This window comes from Yimella sp. cx-51 (assembly GCF_017654605.1).
GTDB lineage: Bacteria > Actinomycetota > Actinomycetes > Actinomycetales > Dermatophilaceae > Yimella.
The window spans coordinates 879858-901462 of record NZ_CP072113.1; the positions used below are offsets into that span (position 1 = coordinate 879858).

Below are 21605 nucleotides of genomic sequence, written 5' to 3' on the forward strand. Positions count from 1 at the left end.
CGGGTCCGGGACGCCGTGCGCTGTCGTTCGGGCCAGGTCGAAACGCGCCAGGTCGAGGCCGGCCCTGACCCTGCGCGGGACGGCTCTGGGGGCGACCTTGCTGCGGGTTCGGACGCGGAGTTCCCTGCGTCGGGCCCGGGCGCGGCGTGCCCTGCCGGGGATCAGAACGCGGCGTGCCTTGCGGCATCGCGCGCGATTCGTCCTGAGGTCGGCGTCCGCGCGGTCGACGAGGCGCCCCGGGGCGGGTGTCGAAGGTCATCGGTTCGTCGTCAGGCACCGCGCAAGGGTAACCGTGCAACATGTGTTTGGCCTGTAGCCTGTGCGCGTGCCAGCCACCGATTCCGACAACCTCCAGGGAATGTCGGTGGTGATGCCGATCCTCAACGAGGAGCCGTATCTCGCCGAATCGGTGAATGCCGTGCTCCAGCAGGAATGGCATGGCCCGATCGAGGTCATCCTTGCTCTCGGGCCCTCCACCGATCGCACCGACGAGGTAGCCCGCGCCCTCGCCGACCAGGACGAGCGGGTGCGCCTGGTGCCCAACCCGAGCGGTCGCACGCCTGAGGCGTTGAACGCCGGAATCGCCCACGCTCGCTACGACATCGTGTGCCGCGTCGACGGCCACGGCGTGTTGTCGCCTGACTACCTGCTGACCGCCGCCCGCACCCTGCAGGAGACCGGTGCGGCGAATGTCGGCGGCATCATGGACGCCGTCGGCCGCACGCCCTTCGAGAAGGCTGTCGCCGTCGCGATGAAGAGCAAGATCGGCGTCGGCGGGGTGAAGTTCAAGCTCGGCGGAGAGGCCGGCCCGGCCGACACCGTTTACCTCGGCGTGTTCCGCACATCGTGGCTCGACCGCGTCGGCGGATACGACTCCCGCTTCAGCCGCGCCCAGGACTGGGAGATGAACTACCGCATCCGGCAGGAGGGCGGGCTGGTGTGGTTCACCCCCGCGATGCGGGTGGCCTACCGTCCGCGTCCCACCGTCCGCAGGCTGGCGCGCCAGTACTACGAGTACGGCCAGTGGCGACGGGTCGTCGCGCGCACGCACGAGGGGTCGATCAACGCCCGGTATCTCGCACCGCCCACAGCACTGGTGGCGATCGCCGCCGGCGCAGCAGGCGGCGTGGTCTGGAAGCCACTGTGGGTGGTGCCGGCCGGCTATCTCGCAGCGATCGGCGTCGGCGGGATGCTCATCTCCGGTGACGAACCGGCCTCGGTACGGGTGCGCGTCCCACTGGTGCTCGCCACGATGCACATGTCGTGGGGTTGGGGCTTCCTGCGCAGCCGAATCCGGTTGAGCGGCGAGAGTTCCGGTAGTTCACGGATTGCGCACTAGGCTGGCCCGGTTATGTCCATGTTGACCCGCACCCAGCGCATCTGGGACCACCGCAAGGTCATGGTGACCCTGGTCCGGCGTGACCTGCGAGTGCGCTACGCGCGCAGCGTCCTCGGATACCTGTGGACGCTCATCGACCCGCTGGCGATGGCCCTGGTCTACTGGTTCGTCTTCGGCGTGATCTACCAGATGCGGGGCATCGAGACGAGCCAGGGTGCTCCGTTCGTGCTCTTCCTGCTGGCCGGTCTGCTGCCGTGGAACTGGTTCAACGCATCGATCAACGAATCGGCCCGCGCGCTCTACTCCGAGCGGCTCCTGGTGCGTTCGACCAACATCCCGCGTGAGCTGTGGGTCATCCGGTTGGTCATCTCCAAGGGCATCGAGTTCTTGATGTCGTTGCCGATCCTGATCGCCTTCATGCTCTTCTTCCGCTTCGGGCAGAACGCCAATCCGATCGAGATCCACCCCGAGCGATTCCTCTACTGGATTCCGGCGACGCTCCTGCTCTTCCTGCTGTCAGTGGGCATCGGGCTGGTGATGGCTCCGGTGACTGCGCTGGTCGACGACTTCGTCCGCCTGGTGCGCATCGGCCTGCGGATGTTGTTCTACTTGACGCCGATCGTCTACTCCACGCAGATCCTCGACGACCGTGCTCCGTGGGCCCGCACCATCCAGCAGTTCAACCCGCTCACCGGAATCAACGACATGTTCCGGCAGGTCTTCCTGACCAACGCGGCGCCTGACTGGAACGCGTGGATCGCGGCCGTGGCGGTCAGCATCGCGTGGGTGTTCTTCGGTATGTGGGTGTTCCGCAAGCTCGAGCCCGCCGTGCTCAAGGAGATCTGAGATGCCAGTCGAGAAGGTACCGGCCACGTGGAGACCCCAGCGCACTGACAACGATCCGCCCGGGTACGACCCCGAGAACAAACTCACCTGGGACGACTACAACTTCCCGGTAATCGACGACTCGATCGAGTGGGAGACCCCGAAGGGTCAGCCGGTGATCACCGTCGACGGCCTGGGTATCAAGTTCCTCCGCGGACGCAAGCGCAACCTGTCGCTGCGTGAACTGGTCTTCACCGGAAAGAGTGCGCACAACCGCGAGACCTTCTGGGCGCTGCGGGACATCAACTTCACCGTCGGCCGGGGCGAGGCTGTCGGCCTGGTCGGCGGAAACGGTGGCGGCAAGTCGACGCTGCTGAAGCTGATTGCGGGCACGCTCATCCCCGACGAGGGGAAGGCCCAGATCACCGAAGGTGTCGCTCCGTTGATCGAACTCACCGGCGGGTTCATCGGTGACCTCTCGGCGCGGGAGAACATCTACCTCACCGCCGGTCTGCACGGCATGAGCACCGAGGAGGTCGACGAGCGCTTCGACGAGATCGTCGACTTCGCCGGCCCGGCCGTGCGCGATGGCCTCGACGTGCCCTACCGCCACTTCAGTTCCGGCATGCAGGTGCGGCTCGGTTTCGCGGTGATCACCACGCTCGACGAGCCGATCATCCTGGTCGACGAGGTGCTCGCCGTCGGCGACGCCGCCTTCCGGGCCAAGTGCTACGACCGGATGGAAAACCTGCTTGACCAGGGCCGCACGTTGTTCCTGGTGTCGCACTCCGACGGCGACCTGCTGCGCTTCTGCACCCGCGGGTTGTACCTGCGCGGCGGCGGCCTGGCTGCCGACGGTCCGATCGAGGACGTTGTCGACCTCTACTACGACGACCTGCTCGGTGACGAGCGACGTCCGCCCAGCCCCGAACAGTTCGCCAACACCAAAGCTCAGCGTGTCGACGAGCGCATCCGGCGCCGACTGCAGCGCGATGAAGCGCGCCGCAAGGGCTGATCAGCCCTCGAGCACCGGTCCGTCGACTGCCTCCGTCTCGATGCGGGGCGTCCGCGTCTGAGGGTTCTCGTTGCGCACCAGCACCACGGAACCTCCCGCGGACAGAACTTGTGCTGTGTGCAGCACGGTGCCCTTGATCGGGAGGTCGATGAGCATCAGGCGTCCGGCTCCGCCGGTTTCGGTCAGGAGTTCGCCGTAGGTGATGTCATCGAGCGCCAATTCGGACGGTGCCGCCGGTACGAAAGCACTGAACTGGTCGGGGAAGCTGGTCAGCTCGCTGGCGCCGAGCGCCGCCTCGGGTTCGACGAGGTCGCCCTCGCGGGTGCCTACTGTCGCCTCGACGTTGTCGCCTGCGCCGACGCACACCTGCCCGCCCACTGCCCATACGCCCAGGGCCCAGTAGACCGAACGCCAGTGCGCGGCAGGGAAGTCGAGCGCTACCCGATCGCCGGGTGCGATGTCCATCTCATCGAGCAACCAGTGCGCAGCCTTGGCCGCCCACATCGAGATGACCTTGGCCGAGAGTTCGACCCGCTCACCGGTGGCGTCGTCGTAGGACGTGATCACCGGTCGGGTCGGGTCGGCAGCGGTCAGGCGGGGCAGGAGCTGGTCTGGACGCATGCTGTCAGCCTAGATATGCCGGCGTGACCGATCTGACAGCGGCGGGTCGGGAGGGTCGCGAGCGCGTGGCTCGCTAAGTTCGTGCACATGTCCGTTCGGGTCATCATCCAGTCACGCCTGTCGTCCACGCGGTTGCCCGGCAAGGCGATGCTGACCCTCGCCGGGATGCCGGCCGTCGTCCTCGCGGCGCGACGAGCAGGAAATGCCGGTCTGCCAGTGGTCGTGGCCACCAGCGACCAGTCCGACGACGACGTCCTGGCGCAAGCGGTCGAGGCCGCGGGCATCACCGTCTTCCGCGGGTCGCTGCACGACCCGCTCGGCCGCTTCGTCGCTGCCACCGCCGACATGGACGACGACGACCTAGTAGTGCGACTGACCGGTGATAACGCGGTGCCGGACGGGGAATTCCTCGGCGAACTCATCGACACCATGAACACCGCCGGTGAGGACTACATCCGGGTGACGATGGCCGACATCTACGGCGTGGGCGCCGAGGTGATCCGGGTCGGGCTGCTGCGGCAAGCAGCGGCCGAGACGACGTCCTCCTTCGACCGTGAGCACGTGACGCCGTGGATCCGGCGTCACACCAATGACCTGGATTTCGTGCCACGCCTCAGCGCGGGCGATCCGCTGCGGGTGCGGTGCACGATTGACACCCTGCAGGACTACGTCGTCGCCGCGACCGCGCTCGGCGCCGTGCCGGACGCCGTGGCCGCCCCGTGGCGCGACCTGCTGCGGGCATGGGCGGACGCCGGCGGCGCTTTGCCGGAGCCCCTCGCCGGAGCGCGCGGTAATGCCATCGAGCAGGGGCCGTGGGTGCTCGGGGCAGTGCAACTCGGTGTCGTCTACGGGGCCGCGAACCGGGTGGGCCAACCCGACGCGCTCGGTGCATCCCGCATCTTGGCCGTCGCCGCGGCGTCCGGCGCGACCCATGTCGACACCGCGCGGGCGTACGGCGAGAGCGAGGCCCGCATCGGCAACTCACTGGCGCACGGATTGTCCGAGCGCATCGGCGTGGTCACCAAGGTGCGCCCGCTGGACGACCTCACGCCCGACGACTCACCCGCAGCGGCACGCGACGCCGTCAACGCCTCGGTGCAGGAATCGCTGCGACTGCTGCGCTCGGGTTCGGTGGCCGCGATCCTGCTGCACCGTTGGGCTGACTGGAACAAGGCCGGCGGCGCCGTCGCCGATGCCCTCGACCAGACCCGCGCCGAAGGTCTGTGCACGGTCATCGGTGCCTCGCTGGCCACGCCTGAAGAACTCCTCGAAGCGCTGGCCGATCCGCGCCTGGGATACGTGCAACTGCCGTTCAACCTGCTCGACCGCCGGTGGACGGCACCGCAGGTGCAGCAGGCGCTCGCCGCGCGCCCGGACGTCATCGTCACCGTGCGCAGCGTCTTCCTGCAAGGTCTGCTCGCCGTGCCCGAAGCTGGCCGCTGGCCGGCGAATGTGTCCGATGACATTGAGTTGCTGCGCGACCGGCTCCCGGCACTGGTGCAGCAACTCGGCCGTGCATCGGCGGCCGACCTGGCCCTGGCGTACGTGCGCGGCCACGACTTCGTCACCTCCGTCGTCCTGGGCGCCGAGAGCACCGACCAAGTGCGTGACCAGGCGATGCTGCTGGCCCGGGCACCGCTGACGGCGAAGGAGATCGCCATCGTGGACGAAGCAATTCCCGCCGGCAGTCCGACGCTGGTCGACCCGAGCACATGGAAGGTGGAGTGGTGACAGATTTGTTCCGGCTGGACGACGCGACCGCAGTGCTGACCGGAGCCTCCGGTTGGCTCGGTGCGGCAATGGTCGATGCCTTGCACGACGCCGGTGCCACGGTGCACGCCCTCGGCCGCGACACCACCCGACTGCGCGACGCGCTGGGGGAGTTGGCCGATTCGCCACGAGTGCAGTTGCATGCGATCGATGTCACCACCAACGCCTGGCCGGCCCTGCTGGAATCACTGCCCCGCATCGACGTGCTGGTCAACAACGCCCATGTCGGCCGCGGTGGTTCGATGCGCACGGCAACGGACGACAACTTCGACGAGGCCTTCGAGCTCGCCGTCAAAGCGGCCTGGCGCGGTATGACTGCTGCTCGCGCCGGCCTCGCAGCGTCCGTGGCTGCCGGGGGCTCACCGGCGGTCATCAACGTCGCCTCCATGTACGGCCTGGTCGCGCCCGACATGACGATGTACGCCACCGAGGAGGGCCGCAACCCGCCCTTCTACGGCGCCGCCAAAGCTGCTCTGCTGCAGCTATCGCGTTACGCTGCAGCGGAATTGGGTCCGGAGGGCATCCGGGTCAACGCGATCACCCCGGGGCCCTTCCCGGCGCTCGCTGCGCAGGCCAACGGTGAGTTCGTCCAGGCGCTGAAGGACCACACGCTCACCGGCACGGTCGGTGCCCCCGAAGACATCAAGACGGCGCTGCTCTTCCTGGCCTCGCCCCACTCCCGGTTCGTCACCGGCGCCAACATCGTGGTCGACGGCGGCTGGACGGCTCGCTAGATCTGAAATCGGCGTGAGCTTGTGGGGTTCGTCGGCGTTGCGAACCCCACGAACTCACGCCGATTTGCCAGGTGCGGGGTCAACTCAGCAGGGCGTCCGCAACGCGTTCGCGGCCGCGACCGTCCACGAGTGCCTGACCGCGGACGGCCATCGCGGCGCGCAGGTCGGTGTCCGTGAGCAGGGCCCTGATCGAATCCGTCGCGATCTGCTGCTCGGTCCCGGCGTCCTCTCCGCGCAAATGGGGCAGGCGCCCGCCCGGCACGGTGAGGCCTGCGTCGTTCGTGGCGGCATAGCCCTGTTCCTGGTTGTCGACCACGCACACGCTCGCCGTTGGCACACCGAGGCAGAGCAGTTCCCAGATGGTCGACCCCGCGGCGCTGATCGCGGCGGTGCACGTGCTGGCCAGCGCCGGGAGGTCCGGTGGATTGCGGACGATCTCCACGGTCTGACCTTCGCCGAGATCCAGGCCGACGAGCCGTTCTGCGATCGCGTCGGTTGCCGCGACGGCGATCACCTCGACCGGATGGGACGTGCGCAACGCCAGCGCCGCGAGTTCCGGGCACGCCGCGTACGGGTCGGACCCACCGAAGACGACCAGGAGCCGGGGCACTTCCAGGCGGGGTCTGGGGGAGCGGGCGCGCAAGACCTCGTCCCGGAACAGCGCGCACTCCACGCCGGCCAGGGCGAGTTGTCCGACATCGACGAGGCGAGGGCGAGCGCCGTAGTTCTGGTCGACGTAGACATCGGCCTCCTGCTGCGCACCGAACGGCCCGTCGACCATGGCCAGCACCCGCACGCCGCGTGCTCGAAGGGCAGTGCCCACGGTTGCCGGGATGTCGTAGCCGTCGATCACCGCGTGGCTCAGCGCGGCGTCGGTGATTTCGTCTGCCGGGCGCAGCGCGATTCCAGCAGCAGCGAAGTCGCGGGCGACCCAGGGCACGTCGAGTTCACCGAAGACAGTGGCCGACGCGCCGCGGGCAAGGAGCTCCTGGGAGAGCGCGAGCAGTCGGACGGCGTGCCCGACTCCGGTGGCGGGGTGGGCTTCGACCCGAAGGCCGACCTGCGGATGTGACATCGCTCTCCTCGAGTGCGCGACTGCCTTCGGAACGAGGTGCGCCGGTGCCGCCAAAGCAGCCGTGTCGGCGCGGTCGATCGGCGGCTCGATGCTAGCCTGAACTGCCCGGTCGTCCGGTGTTCTCGTCGACCTCTCACGGTGTCGCGCGATCGGTCCCGGGCGCTGACACATCACACGCGACGCACGGGAGTCATCACGTGAGCATTCTTCAGGGTTCGTCCATCCTGGTGACCGGTGGCACCGGTTCGTTCGGCAAGGCGTTCATCAAGCGTCTGCTGGAGCAGGAAGACCCCAAGCGCGTGGTGATCTACTCGCGCGACGAGCTCAAGCAGTGGGAGGCCCGCCAGCTGTTCGGCGACGACCCCCGCCTGCGTTGGTTCATCGGCGATGTGCGCGATCTCGACCGCCTACGCCGTGCGATGCACGGCATCGACTACGTGGTGCACGCGGCTGCGCTGAAGCAGGTCGACACCGGTGAGTACAACCCGCACGAGTTCGTGAAGACCAACGTGCTGGGCAGCCAGAACGTCATCGAGGCGAGCATCGACGCCGGCGTGCAGAAGGTCGTGGCGCTCTCCACCGACAAGGCGTCCAGCCCGATCAACCTCTACGGCGCCACCAAGCTCACCGCCGACAAGCTGTTCATCCTCGGCAACCACTACGCCGCCGCCTACCCGACCCGCTTCGCCGTCGTGCGCTACGGCAATGTCACCGGCTCCCGTGGCTCGATCATCCCCAAGTTCCGCGCCCTCCACGAGGCGGGGGAGTCGCTGCCGATCACCGATCTGCGCTGCACCCGATTCTTGATCACCCTGCCCGACGCGGTTCAGATGGTGCTCGACACTTTCGACATGATGCAGGGCGGCGAATTGGTCGTCCCGCACATCCCGTCACACATGGTCACCGATCTCGCCCAGGCCGTCGCGCCCGGCGCGAAGATGCACGACATCGGTCTGCGCCCGGGCGAGAAGCTGCATGAGGAGATGATCTCCGAGGAAGAGGGTCGCCGTGCGGTCATCGTGATGGATGGCAAGTACTACATCCTGCAGCCGGAGTTCGCCACCTGGGGGTACGAGCCGCCGAAGGACGCCGTGCCGGTGCCCGAGGGCTTCCACTGTGCTTCTGACAAGAACGACATCTGGATCGGCGCCGACGAACTGCGCGAGATGCTGGAGTCCGGCATCTGATGGTTCTGCCCTACGGCCGTCAATCGATCGACGAGAGCGACATCGAAGCAGTCGCCGCGGTGCTGCGCGGCGACTGGCTGACCACCGGTCCTGCCGTCGACGCCTTCGAGGACGAAATCGCAACCATCGCCGGAGTGCCGCACCGCGCGGTGTCGGTCACCTCGGGCACCGCTGCGCTGCACACCGCCTACGGTGCGTTGCAGTTGCAGCCGGGCGACCAGGTGATCACCACGCCGCTGACCTTTTTCGCCACGGCCACGTGCGCGATGTGGCAGGGCGCCGAGATCGTCTTCGCCGATGTCAGCGCTGACACCGGCAACCTCGACCCCGCTTCGGTCGCCGAAAAGATCACCGATCGTACCAAGGTGATCGCCGGCGTCGACTACGCCGGTCACCCGATCGACGCGCCGGCACTGAAGCAGTTGGCGCACGACAACGGTGCGCTCCTGCTGGAGGACGCCGCCCACAGCATCGCCGGTTCGCTCGACGGTGTGCCGGTGGGTTCGCTGGCCGACATCACCACGTTCTCCTTCTTCCCGACCAAGAACCTCACCACCGCCGAAGGCGGCGCGGTCGTGGCACCCCACGCCCACCTCGTCGACCGGGCACGGCTGTTCAAGGGCATCGGTTACGAGCGCAAGCCCGAACTCATGGACGTGCACGGTGGCTGGTATTACGAGGTCACCTCGCTCGGGCTCAACTACCGGCTGCCCGATGTGCTCGCGGCACTGGGGTCGAGTCAGCTGAAGCGGCTCGAGCAGTTCAAGCTGCGTCGGCAGGCGATCACCGATCGCTACAACGAAGGCCTCGCCGGCATTGACGAACTCATCCTTCCCGGGCACCGCGAGGGCGCCTCGCCGATGTGGCACCTGTACCCGCTGCGCATCCAGGACGGTCGCCGACGCCAGCTCTTCGACCATCTGCGGGACGGCGGCATCGGCGTGCAGGTCAACTACATCCCGGTGCACCACCAGCCGTTGTTCCAGGACCTCGGCCATCGCAAGGGCAGCCTCCCGGTCGCCGAGGCCTACTCGGAGCAGGAGATCAGCCTGCCGATGTTCCCCGACCTCACCGACTCCCAGGTCGACCAGGTGATCCAGTTGGTGCGAGGCTTCCTCGGCGCCTGACGGCCGCCTCCTGAACAAACGGTTCAGCCCCAGCGCACTGCGCTGGGGCTGAACCGTTTGTTCGTGTGGAGCAGGCCGGATCAGATCTCGGCCTGGTCGGGTGCGGCTGCTGGAGGCAGCACACCCTCGCTGGGGTCGCCGCCCACCTCGGCGAGTTCGGCGTCCTCCTGATCGAGCTCGGAGGGTTGGTCCTCCGCGTCCGCCGTCGGCGCCTTGGCGACCAGTGGCTGCTGCCGGACGACCAACATTCCGTACCAGCCGCGGCCGATCGTCACGAGTTTGTCGCCGATGACGGTCGTGGCCGGGGGCCCGGCGAGGTAGACGTACTCGTCGTACTCCTGCGCCCATTCCGGCAGCGGGTCGGCGTCGGGGGAGCGTTTCCCGTAGCGCCAAAGCGGTGGCATGCCGGTGGGCAGCACCTGCACCAGGCATCGCTCGGCGACCTTGGTGACGAGGTTGTCGGCCGGGTCGTCCTCGACCAGCAAGGAGGCGAGCACCTTGGCCTCGCCATTGTTGAGTTCGAACTCCAGTTGCGGACTCGGAGCGGGGCGGCGCAGCGAGATCGGCGTGTCGAGGCGACCGACCGCTGGATAGAGCCGGAGAGTGTCGCCGTCGATCTCGACCCGATCGATGACGGTCGGCGTCTTCAGACGCTGCAGCCCGAGGTACCACCCGATACCGCGCGGCTGGATCCAGTAGCCGTCCGACATCTGGCGGATGCCCGGCAGCAGGTCGGCGTCGAGGCGCACCTGTCCGCGCCACTTCAGCGTGCCGATCCGCAACTGCAGGACGACATTCGCCATCTTCCAGTCTTCACCGAAAGATCGCATCGTGGCCTGGTCGATCACCATGGTGATGCGGATGCTGTTGCCCTCGACCTTCGAGGTGACCGGCACCGCGGTGTGGTGCGTGTCGCCCCACATGAGCTCACCGGTCACCGTTGCCCGTTCGGCGATCTGGCGACGGATGGTCGTGGAGATCTCCAGCTTCAGCGACTGCTCGTCCCACTCGGCGCTGGTGAGCTTGCTCTTGAGTCGGCGGGCCTTGAGCGGGCTCTGCGGCTTGCGGCGGCTGATCACCGCACCGAGGGCGGTCGGCACCACCTGTGGCCGCGGGTGTCGGGCGAGGTTCTTGGCGAAAGTCCTGGTGTCGCCCGACAGCCGCCAGCGCGCCAGATGGCGCACCATCGGCAGGTCGCCGTCCAGCAGACTGCGATGCACCAGACGTGCCAACCGTGTCGTTTCGCCGGTGACCGTCGGGTCGAGCTTGCGCGCGAGGTCGAGGGCCATCTGCTCGGCAGCGCCGCGATCCTCCTCCGGCACGCACACCATCGACTCGGCGAGGGCGACGAGGTCGATGTGCACGAAATAGGCGTGGACGCGGTCGCGCACGTCCTTGCTGGCGGCGTGGTCGGCGAGGACGTCGAGCACCATTGCCGCCGACAGATAACGGTCGCGGGCATTGTCGGCGCGGGCCGCCTGTTGGGTGATGGAGTCGCCCGACTCGCGGTCGCGCCAGAAGTAGACATGCTCGGAGAGGATGTCGACCGCCGGCGCCTCCAGGTAGGCCCGCAGCGTCACCATGTAGTCCTCGTAGCGGATCGCCGGGAACTCGTAGCCGCCGGCGTCCCAGAAGGAGCGCCGGTAGACCTTGTTCCAGATCATCCGGTCGCGCATGAGCTCCGGGGTCTTGTTGATCGTGGTGGCGATGCGCGTCTGGCGGAACGGGGAGCGGTGCGTCCACGACTGGTAAGCGCCCTTGTGCGAACTGAACCGCATCGCATTGCCTGCCGCGAAAGCCGAACCCGTCTCCTCCAGCGAGCCCACCATCGAGGTGTAGGCGCGTGGCGCGATGAGGTCGTCGCTGTCGACGAAGGTGATGTACTTGCCGGTCGCGTGGGCGGTGCCGGTGTTACGAGCCGGGCCCAGGCCCTGGTTCTCCTGGCTCACCAGGGTGAAGCGGTCGTCCTTGGCCACGAACTCACGAGCGACATCGATCGAGTTGTCGCTGCCGCCGTCGTCGACGAGGATCACCTCGATGTCGGTCAGCAGTTGCGTGCGGATCGACTCCAAACAGTCGCCGATGTAGGCGCCGACGTTGTAGAACGGGACGACCACGCTCAGCAGCGGGCGGTGGGCGAGCTCAGTCATACGAGACCTTCTGCAGCGTGCGGGCGGATGGAGCCGGGGGAGAGGCGGGCTGGCAAGACAGCTCAGCTCTTGCGCGGACGGTGGGCGAGGAACGCGGTGCCGTCGAGAGCGCCGAGCAGCTCGACGTCACGACCGCACACATTTGCGCGAATTCCCTTGCTGGCCAAGCGAATCGGCTCATCGCCGGTGAGTGTCCGCAACTGCAGACGTCGGGAGGCGATGTCCGTGTGCGGGTTGTCGGCCGGATCCGACGGGATCACCTGGTCGAGATGGATGACCGCCCGGTGGTCGTGCACCTGCACCTCAACGCCGGTGCTCGGCCAGGGTTGTTCGATGACCAGCGTGCCGCTGGGCACCGACAGGTGCAGCAGCAGGTCGGTGCCGCTCAGGCGCACCTGCTCGATGAGCACGACGCGGCGCTTGCGTTCGACGCCGAAGCGTCCGTGCGTCACCTTGCCCTGCACCCAGTAGCCGGCGCGGTGGAGACCGGCGAGTTGATCACCGGTCGCGGTCACGTGACCGCCGTAGTGCAGGGGGCCGGCCTTCACATCGATCTCCAGCGGCTGGAAACCGCCCTTGGTCGCCACGGGCAGGGTGTCGATGCTCAGATCACAGATCAGCCCGGTCGGGGTGATCTGCGACTTCACCTTCATCTCCTGGCCGCCGAGGGTGGCGCTGACCTCCGCGCGTTCGCGAGCGCGTTCGTTGAGCGGAATCTCGACGCGGTAGACCATTTCCCCCAGGCTGAGCCGGGAGTCAACCAGGCGCCCGGCGCGCGGACGGTGGGTTGACGCCTTCGCGGCGAGCTTCTGGGCGCGCTCCGCCAGAGCGCTCGGGGCGCGGCGGGCCAGGTCGGCCTTCGAGCGCGGTGGGTGGCCGAGACCGGCGCGCTTGCGCGAGATCTCCAGCAGCGTCTTGGTGTCGTTCTCCCGGGCAGCCTGGTAGGCGCGCTGCAGTTCGGGGCGGGCCAGGCCCACACCGGCCGGGTCGACGCGCTGGGCCAACTCGTGGGCGAGCTGTTCGATGGCCGGCTGGTGCTCGGCGTCGGCGTGCACGAGCGAACCCATGACCTCACGCAGATCGACGTCGATCAGGTGGGAGTGGACGAGTTCGCGCACCTCGGGGGTGGCGAGTTCATCGACGGTGTCGAGCACCATGAAGGCGGCCTTCACGCGGTCCTGCACATTGCTGAGGTCTTTGCCCTGGCCCGAGATCGACTGGCCGACCGGGCGCTCGCGCCAGACGTAGATCGGGTCGGGCAGGGTGTCGACCGCCTCGGCCTCGAGATGAGCCCGCATCGTGACCGGGAAGTCCTCGAACTTCATTTCGGGCCAAGCGAATTCGCCGTCCTCCCAGAAGCTGCGACGCCACAGTTTGTTCCACGCCATGCGGTCTCGCATGAGCAGCGGAATCTCCCGGATGGACGTGCGCTGACGGCGCTCACCGAACGGCTCGGCATGCGCGGACGAGGGTTCGATCGGTCGGGTCAGCGGCAGGCGCCAGATGTGTGCGGCGGCGAAGTCGGAACCCGACTGCTCGAGGCTGGTGACCAGTTGCTCGAAGGCCCTGGGAGCGATCAGGTCGTCGCTGTCGAGGTACATCAGGTAGTCGCCGGCGGCCGCGTCCGTGCCTGTGTTACGGGCGGCGCCCAGGCCCTTGTTCTCCTGGGTGATGATCTTGAACCGGCTGTCGCGCTCGGCCCACTGCTGCGCGATGAGGGCGGAACCGTCGGGGGAGCCGTCGTCCACCAGGAGGCATTCGAACCGGTCGTAGGTCTGCCGCGAAATGGTGCGCAGGCAGTCGTCGAAGAATTCCTCGACGTTGTAGAACGGGACGATCGCGCTGATCAGCGGATCCATCCGACCTCCCTCGAATCGGTGCTGGCGGGCCAACGGGCCGGTCGGAGTCTACGCGAGCGCGGGCCCGGCGCTGGGTGGCCGGTGAACGGGCCGGTCACTGCTAATCTCGCTGGCGACCTGACAGCACTTCGACGGAGGTTTGTGCGTGGACCACACCAATCACTGGTACGGCCATGCCCACATCCTCGCCGAGTACTGCGGCCTCGACCCGGCCGCTCCGCCGCCGGTGCGTGGCGTGATCCAGCACGGGTGGAATTTCGCCCACGGTCTCGGGTACGGCCACGTCAACGACCACAGCTTCACCAAGCTGGTCTGGACCGATCGCAACCGCCGTCGCGGCCAGGTGATCAGTTGGCGAGACTTCGCCGTCATCGGCGCGCCGTTCCTCTACCTGATGGATCTGCGCAAGGACGAACAGCCGGAGAGTCGCGAGGGCACGATCTTCTACCCCTTCCACGGCACGGCCGACTACGAGTCGGTGATCGGTCAACACGATCGCCTGATCGAGGAGATCAAGCAGGTCGAGGAGGGCCCGGTGACGGCCTGCCTCTACTACGTGGAGTACGACGACCCCGAGATCCGCGGCCATTACGAGGACTCCGGCTTTCGGGTCATCACCCACGGCCGCCGCGGTCAGCAGTGGCAGGGCACCGACCGCTTCTTCCTCTTTCGGCAACTGGAGGAGTTGAAGAAGCACAAGCGGGTGATCTCCAACCGGCTGACGACCGCGGTGATGTACGGCGCGGCTGCCGGCTGTGAGCCTGCGGTCTACGGCGATCCGATGGAGATCGAGGCCAAGGCCGGATTCAACGGGGCGGGTCTGCTCGAGGCCCTGTACCCCGAGATGTTCGGCGAGCACCTCGATGTCGAGGCCGCCGTAGCCACTGCACGCCAGGAGATGGGCACTGATTTCGTGATGGGTGCCGACGAACTTCGCTACACGCTCGGATGGGACGAACCATGGCTCGCATCGTCGAACTGAAGCAGTACGACAACGTCACCCTCGGGCAGGGAGTGATGCAGAACTGGGTCGACCTCGATGTCGACGGCCCGTCCTGGCATCCGCTGATCGCGGAGCTGACCAAGGAGGTCCGCGGTCGGGTGCTCGTCGTGGGCCCGCACGATCCGGCGCTGCTGGAAGACCTCGCTGGTCGGGTGGACGAGCTGGTCGTCGTGATCCGCTCCGCGCCGGACGCCGGGACCATCGCAACGCGGGTGCCGACCGCTCAGGTGCGCGCAGGCAGCCTGGCGCATGCGGTCGAGCAGGGCGAGACCTTCGACGCTGTCGTCGCCCTCGACGACCTCTACCGAGTGCTCTCGGCTGAGGAGGGCGACCGCACCTGGGCAGAGTTGGCCGCCGAGGTGTTGCGTTGTGCGGCACCGGATGCGCCTGTTCTGCTCGCTGTCGAGAACGAGCGTGGACTGCACCGCTCGGTCACCAGCATCGACTCCTACGCGATGAACCTCGACCGCGACTGGACGCCTTTCCGCACTTGGGACGCCTCCCGTCCGCGCACTCCCGAGCAGGTCGCTTCGTTCGTCCAGGAGGCTGGCCGCGATGCAGTCGTCTGGGGCTTCCTGCCGGCGTGGCGACGGGTGGACGTGCTGACGAGTGGCGCATCGGGTTCGTCCTCGCTGCGCGACTTCGCCGCTGCTTACGCGCTGCGCGGCGGTGCCTCGCCGATCCCGTGGCGCTCGGCTGCGCTGGCCGACCGCATCGATGACGTCGCTGCCGGATGGGTTGTGGTGCTCGGCGGTTCGTCAGAGCCGGCTGCCCGCACCGTCGACTCTGCAGGAAGCACCTCCGACTGGACTGTGGCGCAAGGAGTGTTGCGTCGTAGTGATGGTCACGAGTTCCGTATTCCGGCCGGTGGCCGTACCGCTCTGATCGAGCTGATCGAAGCGGCCGGTGACTCCGACACCCCGACCATGCGCCGCGTGCTGAAGCAGTGGTACGCCCGGTTGCAGGAGGTTGCCGTCAACGGCGTCGTGCCTGCGCAGTACGCCGACGCGCGCCTGCGCAATGTCTTCGTGGACGGGGACGCCGGCGACGTGGTCTTCCTCGAGGCTGCGGCTGCCGACGCGCGGCTCGAGGACGTCGTCTGGGCGGCGTTGTCCGATCTGCTCGGCACGATCATGGGCCACGGGCTCAAGCACCCTTGGCCGACTGCGATGAACCGGCAGACCCGTTTGGCTGCGCTCGGTGCGATGGCCGGTGCCCCGCGTCCGGACGACCTGCAGCGGTGGGTCGGTCGGGTGGCTGACCAGGGCCAGACCCGCGAAGAACTGCTCGCGGTCGTCAAGCGTCAGCAGGACGAGCTGAAGAGCACCTGGGCCCGCCTGCGCTGGGACGAGAAGCAGTACGCGACCTTCGTGGCGAAGTCGAATGTGCAGAAGGGTGTGCGTTACGCCAAGAAGCAGGGCAAGAACCTCCCCAAGGACGCCGCTCGCCGCGTGGTCAAGAAGATCCGCAAGTAGCAGACCTTCGGCAACTGACAAGCGCCGCCACCTGTTGCAGGTGGCGGCGCTTGTCAGTTCGGTCTGGGGAGATCAGCCCTCAGATGAGCTCCCAGGAGAGCGCGGTGCCCTTGGGGGCGTCGGCCCTGAAGGTGCGTCCTTCGACCAGCGCGAAGTCGTCGGCCGGAAGGCCGCCGGCCGGTCGGATCGAGCGGACGTTCTGCGCGGTGACGGCGTCGCCGGCCTTGACGTCTTCCACGACGTACAGCGAGCGCCGGAAGCGCAGGCCTTCCTTCTCCTGCTGGCGAGCGCCGATGCGGGGCTGACCCAGGCACTGCCAGCCAATTTTTGTCTGTTCGACCAACATGCGCAGTTCGTCGGGTTCGGAGGAGAAGGACGCATCGACGCCGCCCTCGGCCCGGGAGAGCGTCACGTGCTTCTCCACCAGCACCGCACCGAGGGCGACCGCGGTGATCGCCGCGCCGATGCCCATCGTGTGGTCGGAGTAGCCGATGAGAGTGCCGAAGGCGTCCCGCATCACCGGGATGCCGCGCAGGTTCGACTCGCTGGGGTCAGCGGGGTAGTTGGCGGTGCACGCCAGCACGACGATCTGCTCGTTACCGGTGGATCGCGCGGCCTCGACCGCAGCCGTGATCTCCTTCACCGAGGCCATGCCGGTGGAGATGATGGTCGGCTTGCCCTTGCTCGCCGCGAGCCGGATCAACGGCAGGTCGACGATCTCCGAACTGGCGATCTTGTAAGCGGGCACGTCGAGCGACTCCAGCAGATCGATCGCGGTGGGGTCGAAGGGAGAGGAGAACGCGGTGATGCCGAGTTCCTTGGCCAGGGCGAAGATCGGCTCGTGCCATTCCCAGGGAGTGTGCGCTTCTTCGTACAGATCCCACAGCGTCCGACCGCCCCACAACTCGTGCGAGTCGGAGAGCCGAAAATCAGGAGCGTCCGACTGGATGGTGATGGTCTCGGGCTTGTAGGTCTGCAGCTTGATCGCGTGCGCCCCCGAAGCCGCAGCCATGCGGACGATGTCGAGTGCCTTCTCCAGCGAGCCGTCGTGGTTGCCCGACATCTCGGCGATGATGTACGGCTCGTGGCCAGGACCGATCTCGTGCTGCCCGATGCGTACCGAATCAGTCATTGGGCTGCCTCCTGCGGCGGATGGTGTGAATGGTGACGGCCTCGCCGTCGATGACGCGCTCGTCCGTGGCGATCTCCTCGAACTTGTTGCGCTTGTTCATGCGCCGCACCGCTTCGTTGGCGTCCATGACCTCGCCGTCGAGTCGCTCCAGCAGCAGGCCGTCAGGATTGCTGAACGCGAACTTCACCGCCTGGCGCTGGATGTCGATGAACGCCGGCAGCATCTCGCCACGCTCGGTGAGCCCGTCGTTGTCGAGGTAGAAGCCCCACATCGCGGTCTTGGCGTCGGCGTCGATGTCGAAGAAGGTGACGACACCGGCTGGACGCCCGCCGCGCTCGTACATGTAGACCTTGCGGGCTTCGTTGCCCTGCAACGACTTCCAGTAGGAATCGTGTTGTTCGGGGGAGATGACGTCGCGGGTCAGGGACACCGCGCGCACCTCTGGATGATTTCGCCAGACGCGCACGAGGTCCTTGTCGGCGTCGGTCACTGGACGCAACATCAAGCCTCCGGACAGGTAAGACGGGAAGGGTGCAGAACGCCGATAGACTAACTGACCGGACCACAACCAACCCCGGAGGATTGATGACCACGCTGAGCCGTGAGCAGGTGCGCTCGATGATGGGTGAAGTGCTGCAGGCACAGGGTAAGGACCTGCCCGAGAGTGACGAGACGCAACTGTCGGAGATCGGTTTCCGCTCGCTCGACTTCTCCGAGCTCGCGCTGCGGGTCGAGGACGAACTCGACGCCGAGCTGAACTTCGACGCCCCCGGACTGCGCTCGATCGAGACCGTCGGCGACGTGCTCACGTTCATCGAGCAACTGCAAGAGAGCTGACGCCTTGCCTGCGAGTTCGGGCGCTCCCGGGCAGCACGAGCGCACATCGGTGCCGGGTGCGAACAACCGCATCATCACCTCGTTCTGGGCGGGCACCTGGGCCGATCTCGATGCGGCACAGCCGGATTGGCCCGCCGCGTCGGCCTTCCTGGTCGATGATCACTTGAGCGCCCTCAAGGCGGTGTGGGCCCATGTCGCAGGTGGACGCGAGACCCTCATCGCCGGCTCGGGCCGGGTGGGCAAGGAGCAGGCTGCCGACTTCCGCGCCGACGGCCTGGCGGTCGTGCGAGGCGGGCAGATCGAGCCGGCCACATCCGAGCGCGCGCCGCAGGATGGCCGGGTGTGGCTGCTGACCAGCGGCTCCACCGGACGTCCCAAGCAGGTGGCGCACACCCTCGATTCGCTGACGACGGTGGCGGGCTCGCAGCCTGCTCGTACGTGGCTGTGCCCGTACGCCGTCGGCGCGTACGCGTGGTGGCAGGTCGTCACGCTGTCGCTCGGCCTGGCCGATCAGAGCGTGCTCTTCATCGAGCCCTCGCAGCTGGACGACTGGCCCGCACTCGCGCTCGAACACGGCGTGACAGCAGCCTCGGGCACCCCCACTTTCTGGCGCCAGGCGCTCTGGCGCTCCGGTGAGGTCATGGCGAAGCTGCCCCTGGAGCAGGTGACCCTCGGTGGTGAGCCGGTCGACCAGGCGATCCTCGACCGGTTGCGCGAGGTCTACCCGAAGGCTCGCATCTCCTGGATCTACGCCTCGTCCGAAGCGGGTGCTGCGATTGCAGTGCACGACGGAAAAGCAGGCTTTCCGCAGGACTGGCTCGACCGCGACACCCCCGGGCGTCCGAAGCTGTCGGTGGTCGACGGCGAACTCGTCATCGCCTCCAGCAAAGCCGCCGAAGGCATGGACGCCGCCATCCGCACCGGCGACCATGTCGAGCTCGCGGACGGTCGCGTGCTGATCACCGGACGCCTCGCCTCCGACGAGATCAACGTCGGCGGATCCAAGGCTTCGGCCTCCAAGGTGCGCGGAGTTCTGCTGGAGCATCCGGCTGTTGCCTGGGCCGCTGTGAAGGGGCGCAAGGCACCCCTGGTAGGCATGGTCGTGGCAGCCGAGGTCGTGCTCGATCCCGATGCCGAGCCTGTGAGCGATGCCGACCTGCAGTCCTGGTGCGCCGGACGACTGCCCGACTATTCCGTACCGCGGCGGATCCGCGTACGCGACGAGATCCCGTTGAAGGAGACGCTGAAGAGCGATGTCTGAGAACACCCCGATCCCCGCAGCGTCCTGCGTCCTGGTCTCCGGCGGATCGCGAGGTCTCGGCCTCGATCTGGTCAAGGACGCCCTCGCCGGTGGCGCCAAGGTGGCCACCTTCGCCCGCACCGTCACCCCTGAGCTCGAGGAGTTGCAGGCGCAGCACCCCGACACCGTCTTCATCGGATCGGTCGACATCACCGACGAGTCGGCGGTGAAGAAGTTCATCAAGGACGCCTCGGCCAAGCTCGGCCCGATCGACGCGCTGGTCAACAACGCCGCCATCGGTCAGGACTCCATGCATCTGCACACGTCCGCCGAGCGGATCGAGCAGATCATCTCCACCAACCTCACCGCGACCCTCGTGCTCACCCGCGCCTTCCTGCGGCACGCGATGGCCAAGTCCGGCCGCGGCCGCATCGTCAACGTCACCTCCATCTGCGCCCAGCGTGGCTACGCCGGCCTGGTGGCCTACTCCGCGACCAAGGGCGGGCTCGACTCCGCCACCCGTGCGCTCGCCCGGGAGATGCACGGACGCTTCCTGGTCAACTCCGTGGCCCCCGGCTTCTTCGCCTCCGAGATGTCCTCCGTGCTCGGCACCGAGCAGTTGTCGACGATCACCCGTCGCACGCCCACCGGCCGGCTGGTCGAACCCGAGAACATCGCCCCGATCGTCCACACCCTGCTCTTCGACGACACCAACATGAACGGCCAGGTCATCGTCGTCGACGGCGGCGGATCCATCTGATCGGGCGATCGCGATGAACACAATCACCGAGCGCGAATCCATCCTGAGCGAGTTCGCCAACGCCGAATACCTCGTGCTCGGGGCGCACGTCAACGGCGAGACCTACCCCGGCACCGCCCGCTCCTATCTCGCCGACGGCCGGGGCGTCGCCTGGCAGGCACCCGAACGGGACGGCCTCACCTATGCCATCGACGCCGAGATCGCCGACCAGCCGGTGTCGGCCATGCTCGGCCGCCGCGCCCGCTCCATGGACCCCGCCGTCGTCTGGCCGCTGTGGACCGGCTGCGAAGCCGCCGCCAAGGCCCTCGACCTGCCGGTGCTTTCCTGGCTGAACTGGCCCGGCCTACGGCTTCCCGACGAGATCGCCACCAAGGTCACCCTCCACTGGGAACAACTCGACGACATTTTGGTTTGCTACGGAGTTGCAAGCACGGCCTGACCTCCGCTTCGCTCGGTCAGTGCCGTACTCGCAACGCCTATGCAACTGTGTTTTCTCTCGCCGTTCCTCCTCGTGCTCCACTCGCAGGCTCGCGCAGCACGCATCCTCACCGGCGAGGTCTATGGAGTTGCTTCGGTCTCCTGACGCTTGCTGCGCTGCGCGTCAGGGACGCTCAGCAACTCCTTCGCAACTGTGCTCTTTCTCGCTACTCCTCCTCGTGCTGAGCTCGCAGGCTCGCGCAGCACGCATCGTCACCGGCGAGGTCTATGGAGTTGCTTCGGTCTCCTGACGCTTGCTCCGCTGCGCCGTGATGAACAACGTGGAAGCTTCACCCCGTCATGGCGGGGTGAAGCCTCCACGTAGTTTGTCCAGCTGCTTCAGGTCAGTCCGGTCGGCGGCGCAGGATGCTGACGCAGTAGTTGCCGGCCGGGTCGTAGGGGTGCAGCTCGTAGGTGCCGAAGCGGGCATCGACCACCAAGCCGGACGCGGCGACGTCGGCGTCGAACTCCGCCGCGCTGTAGACGCGTGAATCGGCGGGCGTGCCGTCGGTGTGGAAGCCGACCAGGATGCGGCCCTGCGGCGCGAGCAGGTCGCGTAGGTGGGTCAGCATCGCCTGCTCCTGGCCGTCCTCGCCCAGGATCATCACGTTGCCGACGCAGACGATCAGGTCGTACGCCCGCGGAAAGCCTTGTGCTGCAAGCAGATCCGGCGTCGCCTCGTCCACCCGGCACTTCGCCGTCGGGAAGCCCGGATAGGTGCGCGCGGCCTGGTCGAGCAGTGCGGCGTCCAGGTCGATGCCGTACGCGTCGTGACCGCGGTTTCCCAGCGCCGCGCCGACCCGGCCCATCCCGCACCCGGCGTCCAGCACCCGGGCGCCGCGGGCGCAGAGTGCATCGGCCAGGCGGGCTTCACCGTCGATGTCCTGCCCGCTGGAGTGCAGCTGCGCGAAGCGCTCGCCGTACCCGCTGTGATCGGATCGTTCCCACCGGGTCGCTGCACGGGTCATGGCTCTCCTTC

Annotated in this window: 20 protein-coding genes; 13 read left to right on the forward strand and 7 right to left on the reverse strand. The window is 67.5% G+C overall.

The window, feature by feature from the left end:
• Positions 1-325: 325 nt before the first annotated feature.
• Genes J5M86_RS04185 through J5M86_RS04195 form a run of 3 tightly spaced genes read left to right on the forward strand, consistent with a single transcriptional unit; the run spans position 326 to position 3179 of the window.
• A complete protein-coding gene (locus J5M86_RS04185; protein WP_370587365.1) occupies positions 326-1339 on the forward strand; it encodes a glycosyltransferase family 2 protein in 1014 nt (337 codons plus the stop codon).
• Positions 1340-1351: 12 nt separating this feature from the next.
• The gene (locus J5M86_RS04190) at positions 1352-2185 is read left to right on the forward strand and encodes an ABC transporter permease (RefSeq protein WP_188061490.1); all 834 of its coding nucleotides are present in this window, start codon (positions 1352-1354) and stop codon (positions 2183-2185) included.
• A 1-nt stretch (position 2186) separates the two neighbouring features.
• Positions 2187-3179 (forward strand): ABC transporter ATP-binding protein, encoded by a 993-nt coding sequence (locus J5M86_RS04195; protein WP_188061489.1) that lies wholly within the window; start codon positions 2187-2189, stop codon positions 3177-3179.
• Here J5M86_RS04195 and J5M86_RS04200 read toward each other — a convergent pair whose 3' ends face one another.
• On the reverse strand, positions 3180-3800 hold the full coding sequence (locus tag J5M86_RS04200; RefSeq protein WP_188061488.1) for a TIGR03089 family protein: 621 nt from the start codon (positions 3798-3800) through the stop codon (positions 3180-3182).
• 87 nt (positions 3801-3887) lie between these two features.
• On the opposite strand from J5M86_RS04200, the gene J5M86_RS04205 reads away from it, so the two are divergent.
• Together J5M86_RS04205 and J5M86_RS04210 are read left to right on the forward strand one after the other, a co-directional pair.
• A complete protein-coding gene (locus J5M86_RS04205; protein ID WP_188061487.1) occupies positions 3888-5531 on the forward strand; it encodes an aldo/keto reductase in 1644 nt (547 codons plus the stop codon).
• Entirely contained in the window at positions 5528-6304 is a 777-nt protein-coding gene (locus J5M86_RS04210) for an SDR family NAD(P)-dependent oxidoreductase (protein ID WP_188061486.1), read from the forward strand. Before J5M86_RS04205 ends, J5M86_RS04210 begins: the two co-directional genes overlap by 4 nt.
• Positions 6305-6383: 79 nt before the next feature.
• Here J5M86_RS04210 and J5M86_RS04215 read toward each other — a convergent pair whose 3' ends face one another.
• The gene (locus J5M86_RS04215; protein WP_188061485.1) at positions 6384-7379 is read right to left on the reverse strand and encodes a PseG/SpsG family protein; all 996 of its coding nucleotides are present in this window, start codon (positions 7377-7379) and stop codon (positions 6384-6386) included.
• 197 nt (positions 7380-7576) lie between these two features.
• Here J5M86_RS04215 and pseB point away from each other — a divergent pair, with 197 nt between their 5' ends.
• Together pseB and J5M86_RS04225 are read left to right on the forward strand one after the other, a co-directional pair.
• The gene (gene pseB, locus J5M86_RS04220) at positions 7577-8566 is read left to right on the forward strand and encodes a UDP-N-acetylglucosamine 4,6-dehydratase (inverting) (RefSeq protein ID WP_188061484.1); all 990 of its coding nucleotides are present in this window, start codon (positions 7577-7579) and stop codon (positions 8564-8566) included.
• Entirely contained in the window at positions 8566-9693 is a 1128-nt protein-coding gene (locus tag J5M86_RS04225; protein ID WP_188061483.1) for a DegT/DnrJ/EryC1/StrS aminotransferase family protein, read from the forward strand. Before pseB ends, J5M86_RS04225 begins: the two co-directional genes overlap by 1 nt.
• Positions 9694-9773: 80 nt before the next feature.
• Here the strand turns inward: J5M86_RS04225 and J5M86_RS04230 are convergent, their stop codons facing one another.
• Together J5M86_RS04230 and J5M86_RS04235 are read right to left on the reverse strand one after the other, a co-directional pair.
• The gene (locus J5M86_RS04230) at positions 9774-11843 is read right to left on the reverse strand and encodes a glycosyltransferase family 2 protein (RefSeq protein ID WP_188061482.1); all 2070 of its coding nucleotides are present in this window, start codon (positions 11841-11843) and stop codon (positions 9774-9776) included.
• A gap of 62 nt (positions 11844-11905) precedes the next feature.
• A complete protein-coding gene (locus J5M86_RS04235) occupies positions 11906-13702 on the reverse strand; it encodes a glycosyltransferase family 2 protein (protein ID WP_188061481.1) in 1797 nt (598 codons plus the stop codon).
• A 145-nt stretch (positions 13703-13847) separates the two neighbouring features.
• Between J5M86_RS04235 and J5M86_RS04240 the strand changes: the two genes are divergently transcribed.
• Both J5M86_RS04240 and J5M86_RS04245 read left to right on the forward strand, forming a co-directional pair.
• Positions 13848-14684 (forward strand): hypothetical protein, encoded by an 837-nt coding sequence (locus J5M86_RS04240; RefSeq protein WP_188061480.1) that lies wholly within the window; start codon positions 13848-13850, stop codon positions 14682-14684.
• Positions 14663-16180 (forward strand): hypothetical protein, encoded by a 1518-nt coding sequence (locus J5M86_RS04245; RefSeq protein WP_188061479.1) that lies wholly within the window; start codon positions 14663-14665, stop codon positions 16178-16180. The genes J5M86_RS04240 and J5M86_RS04245 overlap by 22 nt, the downstream gene beginning before the upstream one ends.
• A 79-nt stretch (positions 16181-16259) precedes the next feature.
• On the opposite strand, the gene pseI is transcribed toward J5M86_RS04245, so the two are convergent.
• Both pseI and J5M86_RS04255 read right to left on the reverse strand, forming a co-directional pair.
• Positions 16260-17312 (reverse strand): pseudaminic acid synthase, encoded by a 1053-nt coding sequence (gene pseI / locus J5M86_RS04250; RefSeq protein ID WP_188061478.1) that lies wholly within the window; start codon positions 17310-17312, stop codon positions 16260-16262.
• Positions 17305-17814, reverse strand: a complete 510-nt coding sequence (locus J5M86_RS04255; RefSeq protein ID WP_188061477.1) for a GNAT family N-acetyltransferase — start codon at positions 17812-17814, stop codon at positions 17305-17307. Before J5M86_RS04255 ends, pseI begins: the two co-directional genes overlap by 8 nt.
• Positions 17815-17897: 83 nt before the next feature.
• On the opposite strand from J5M86_RS04255, the gene J5M86_RS04260 reads away from it, so the two are divergent.
• From J5M86_RS04260 to J5M86_RS04275, 4 genes are read left to right on the forward strand one after another with little or no spacing between them, the layout of a single operon-like run.
• On the forward strand, positions 17898-18149 hold the full coding sequence (locus tag J5M86_RS04260) for an acyl carrier protein (protein ID WP_188061476.1): 252 nt from the start codon (positions 17898-17900) through the stop codon (positions 18147-18149).
• 4 nt (positions 18150-18153) lie between these two features.
• Positions 18154-19410 carry an AMP-binding protein gene (locus J5M86_RS04265; RefSeq protein WP_208965100.1) on the forward strand — a complete coding sequence of 419 codons (1257 nt, stop codon included), beginning with the start codon at positions 18154-18156 and terminating at the stop codon, positions 19408-19410.
• Positions 19403-20149 (forward strand): SDR family NAD(P)-dependent oxidoreductase, encoded by a 747-nt coding sequence (locus tag J5M86_RS04270; RefSeq protein WP_188061475.1) that lies wholly within the window; start codon positions 19403-19405, stop codon positions 20147-20149. Before J5M86_RS04265 ends, J5M86_RS04270 begins: the two co-directional genes overlap by 8 nt.
• 13 nt (positions 20150-20162) lie before the next feature.
• Positions 20163-20588, forward strand: coding sequence for a hypothetical protein (locus tag J5M86_RS04275; protein ID WP_188061474.1), 426 nt, complete (start codon positions 20163-20165; stop codon positions 20586-20588).
• 382 nt (positions 20589-20970) lie between these two features.
• On the opposite strand, the gene J5M86_RS04280 is transcribed toward J5M86_RS04275, so the two are convergent.
• Positions 20971-21594 carry a bifunctional 2-polyprenyl-6-hydroxyphenol methylase/3-demethylubiquinol 3-O-methyltransferase UbiG gene (locus J5M86_RS04280; RefSeq protein WP_188061473.1) on the reverse strand — a complete coding sequence of 208 codons (624 nt, stop codon included), beginning with the start codon at positions 21592-21594 and terminating at the stop codon, positions 20971-20973.
• Between the last annotated feature and the right edge of the window lie 11 nt (positions 21595-21605).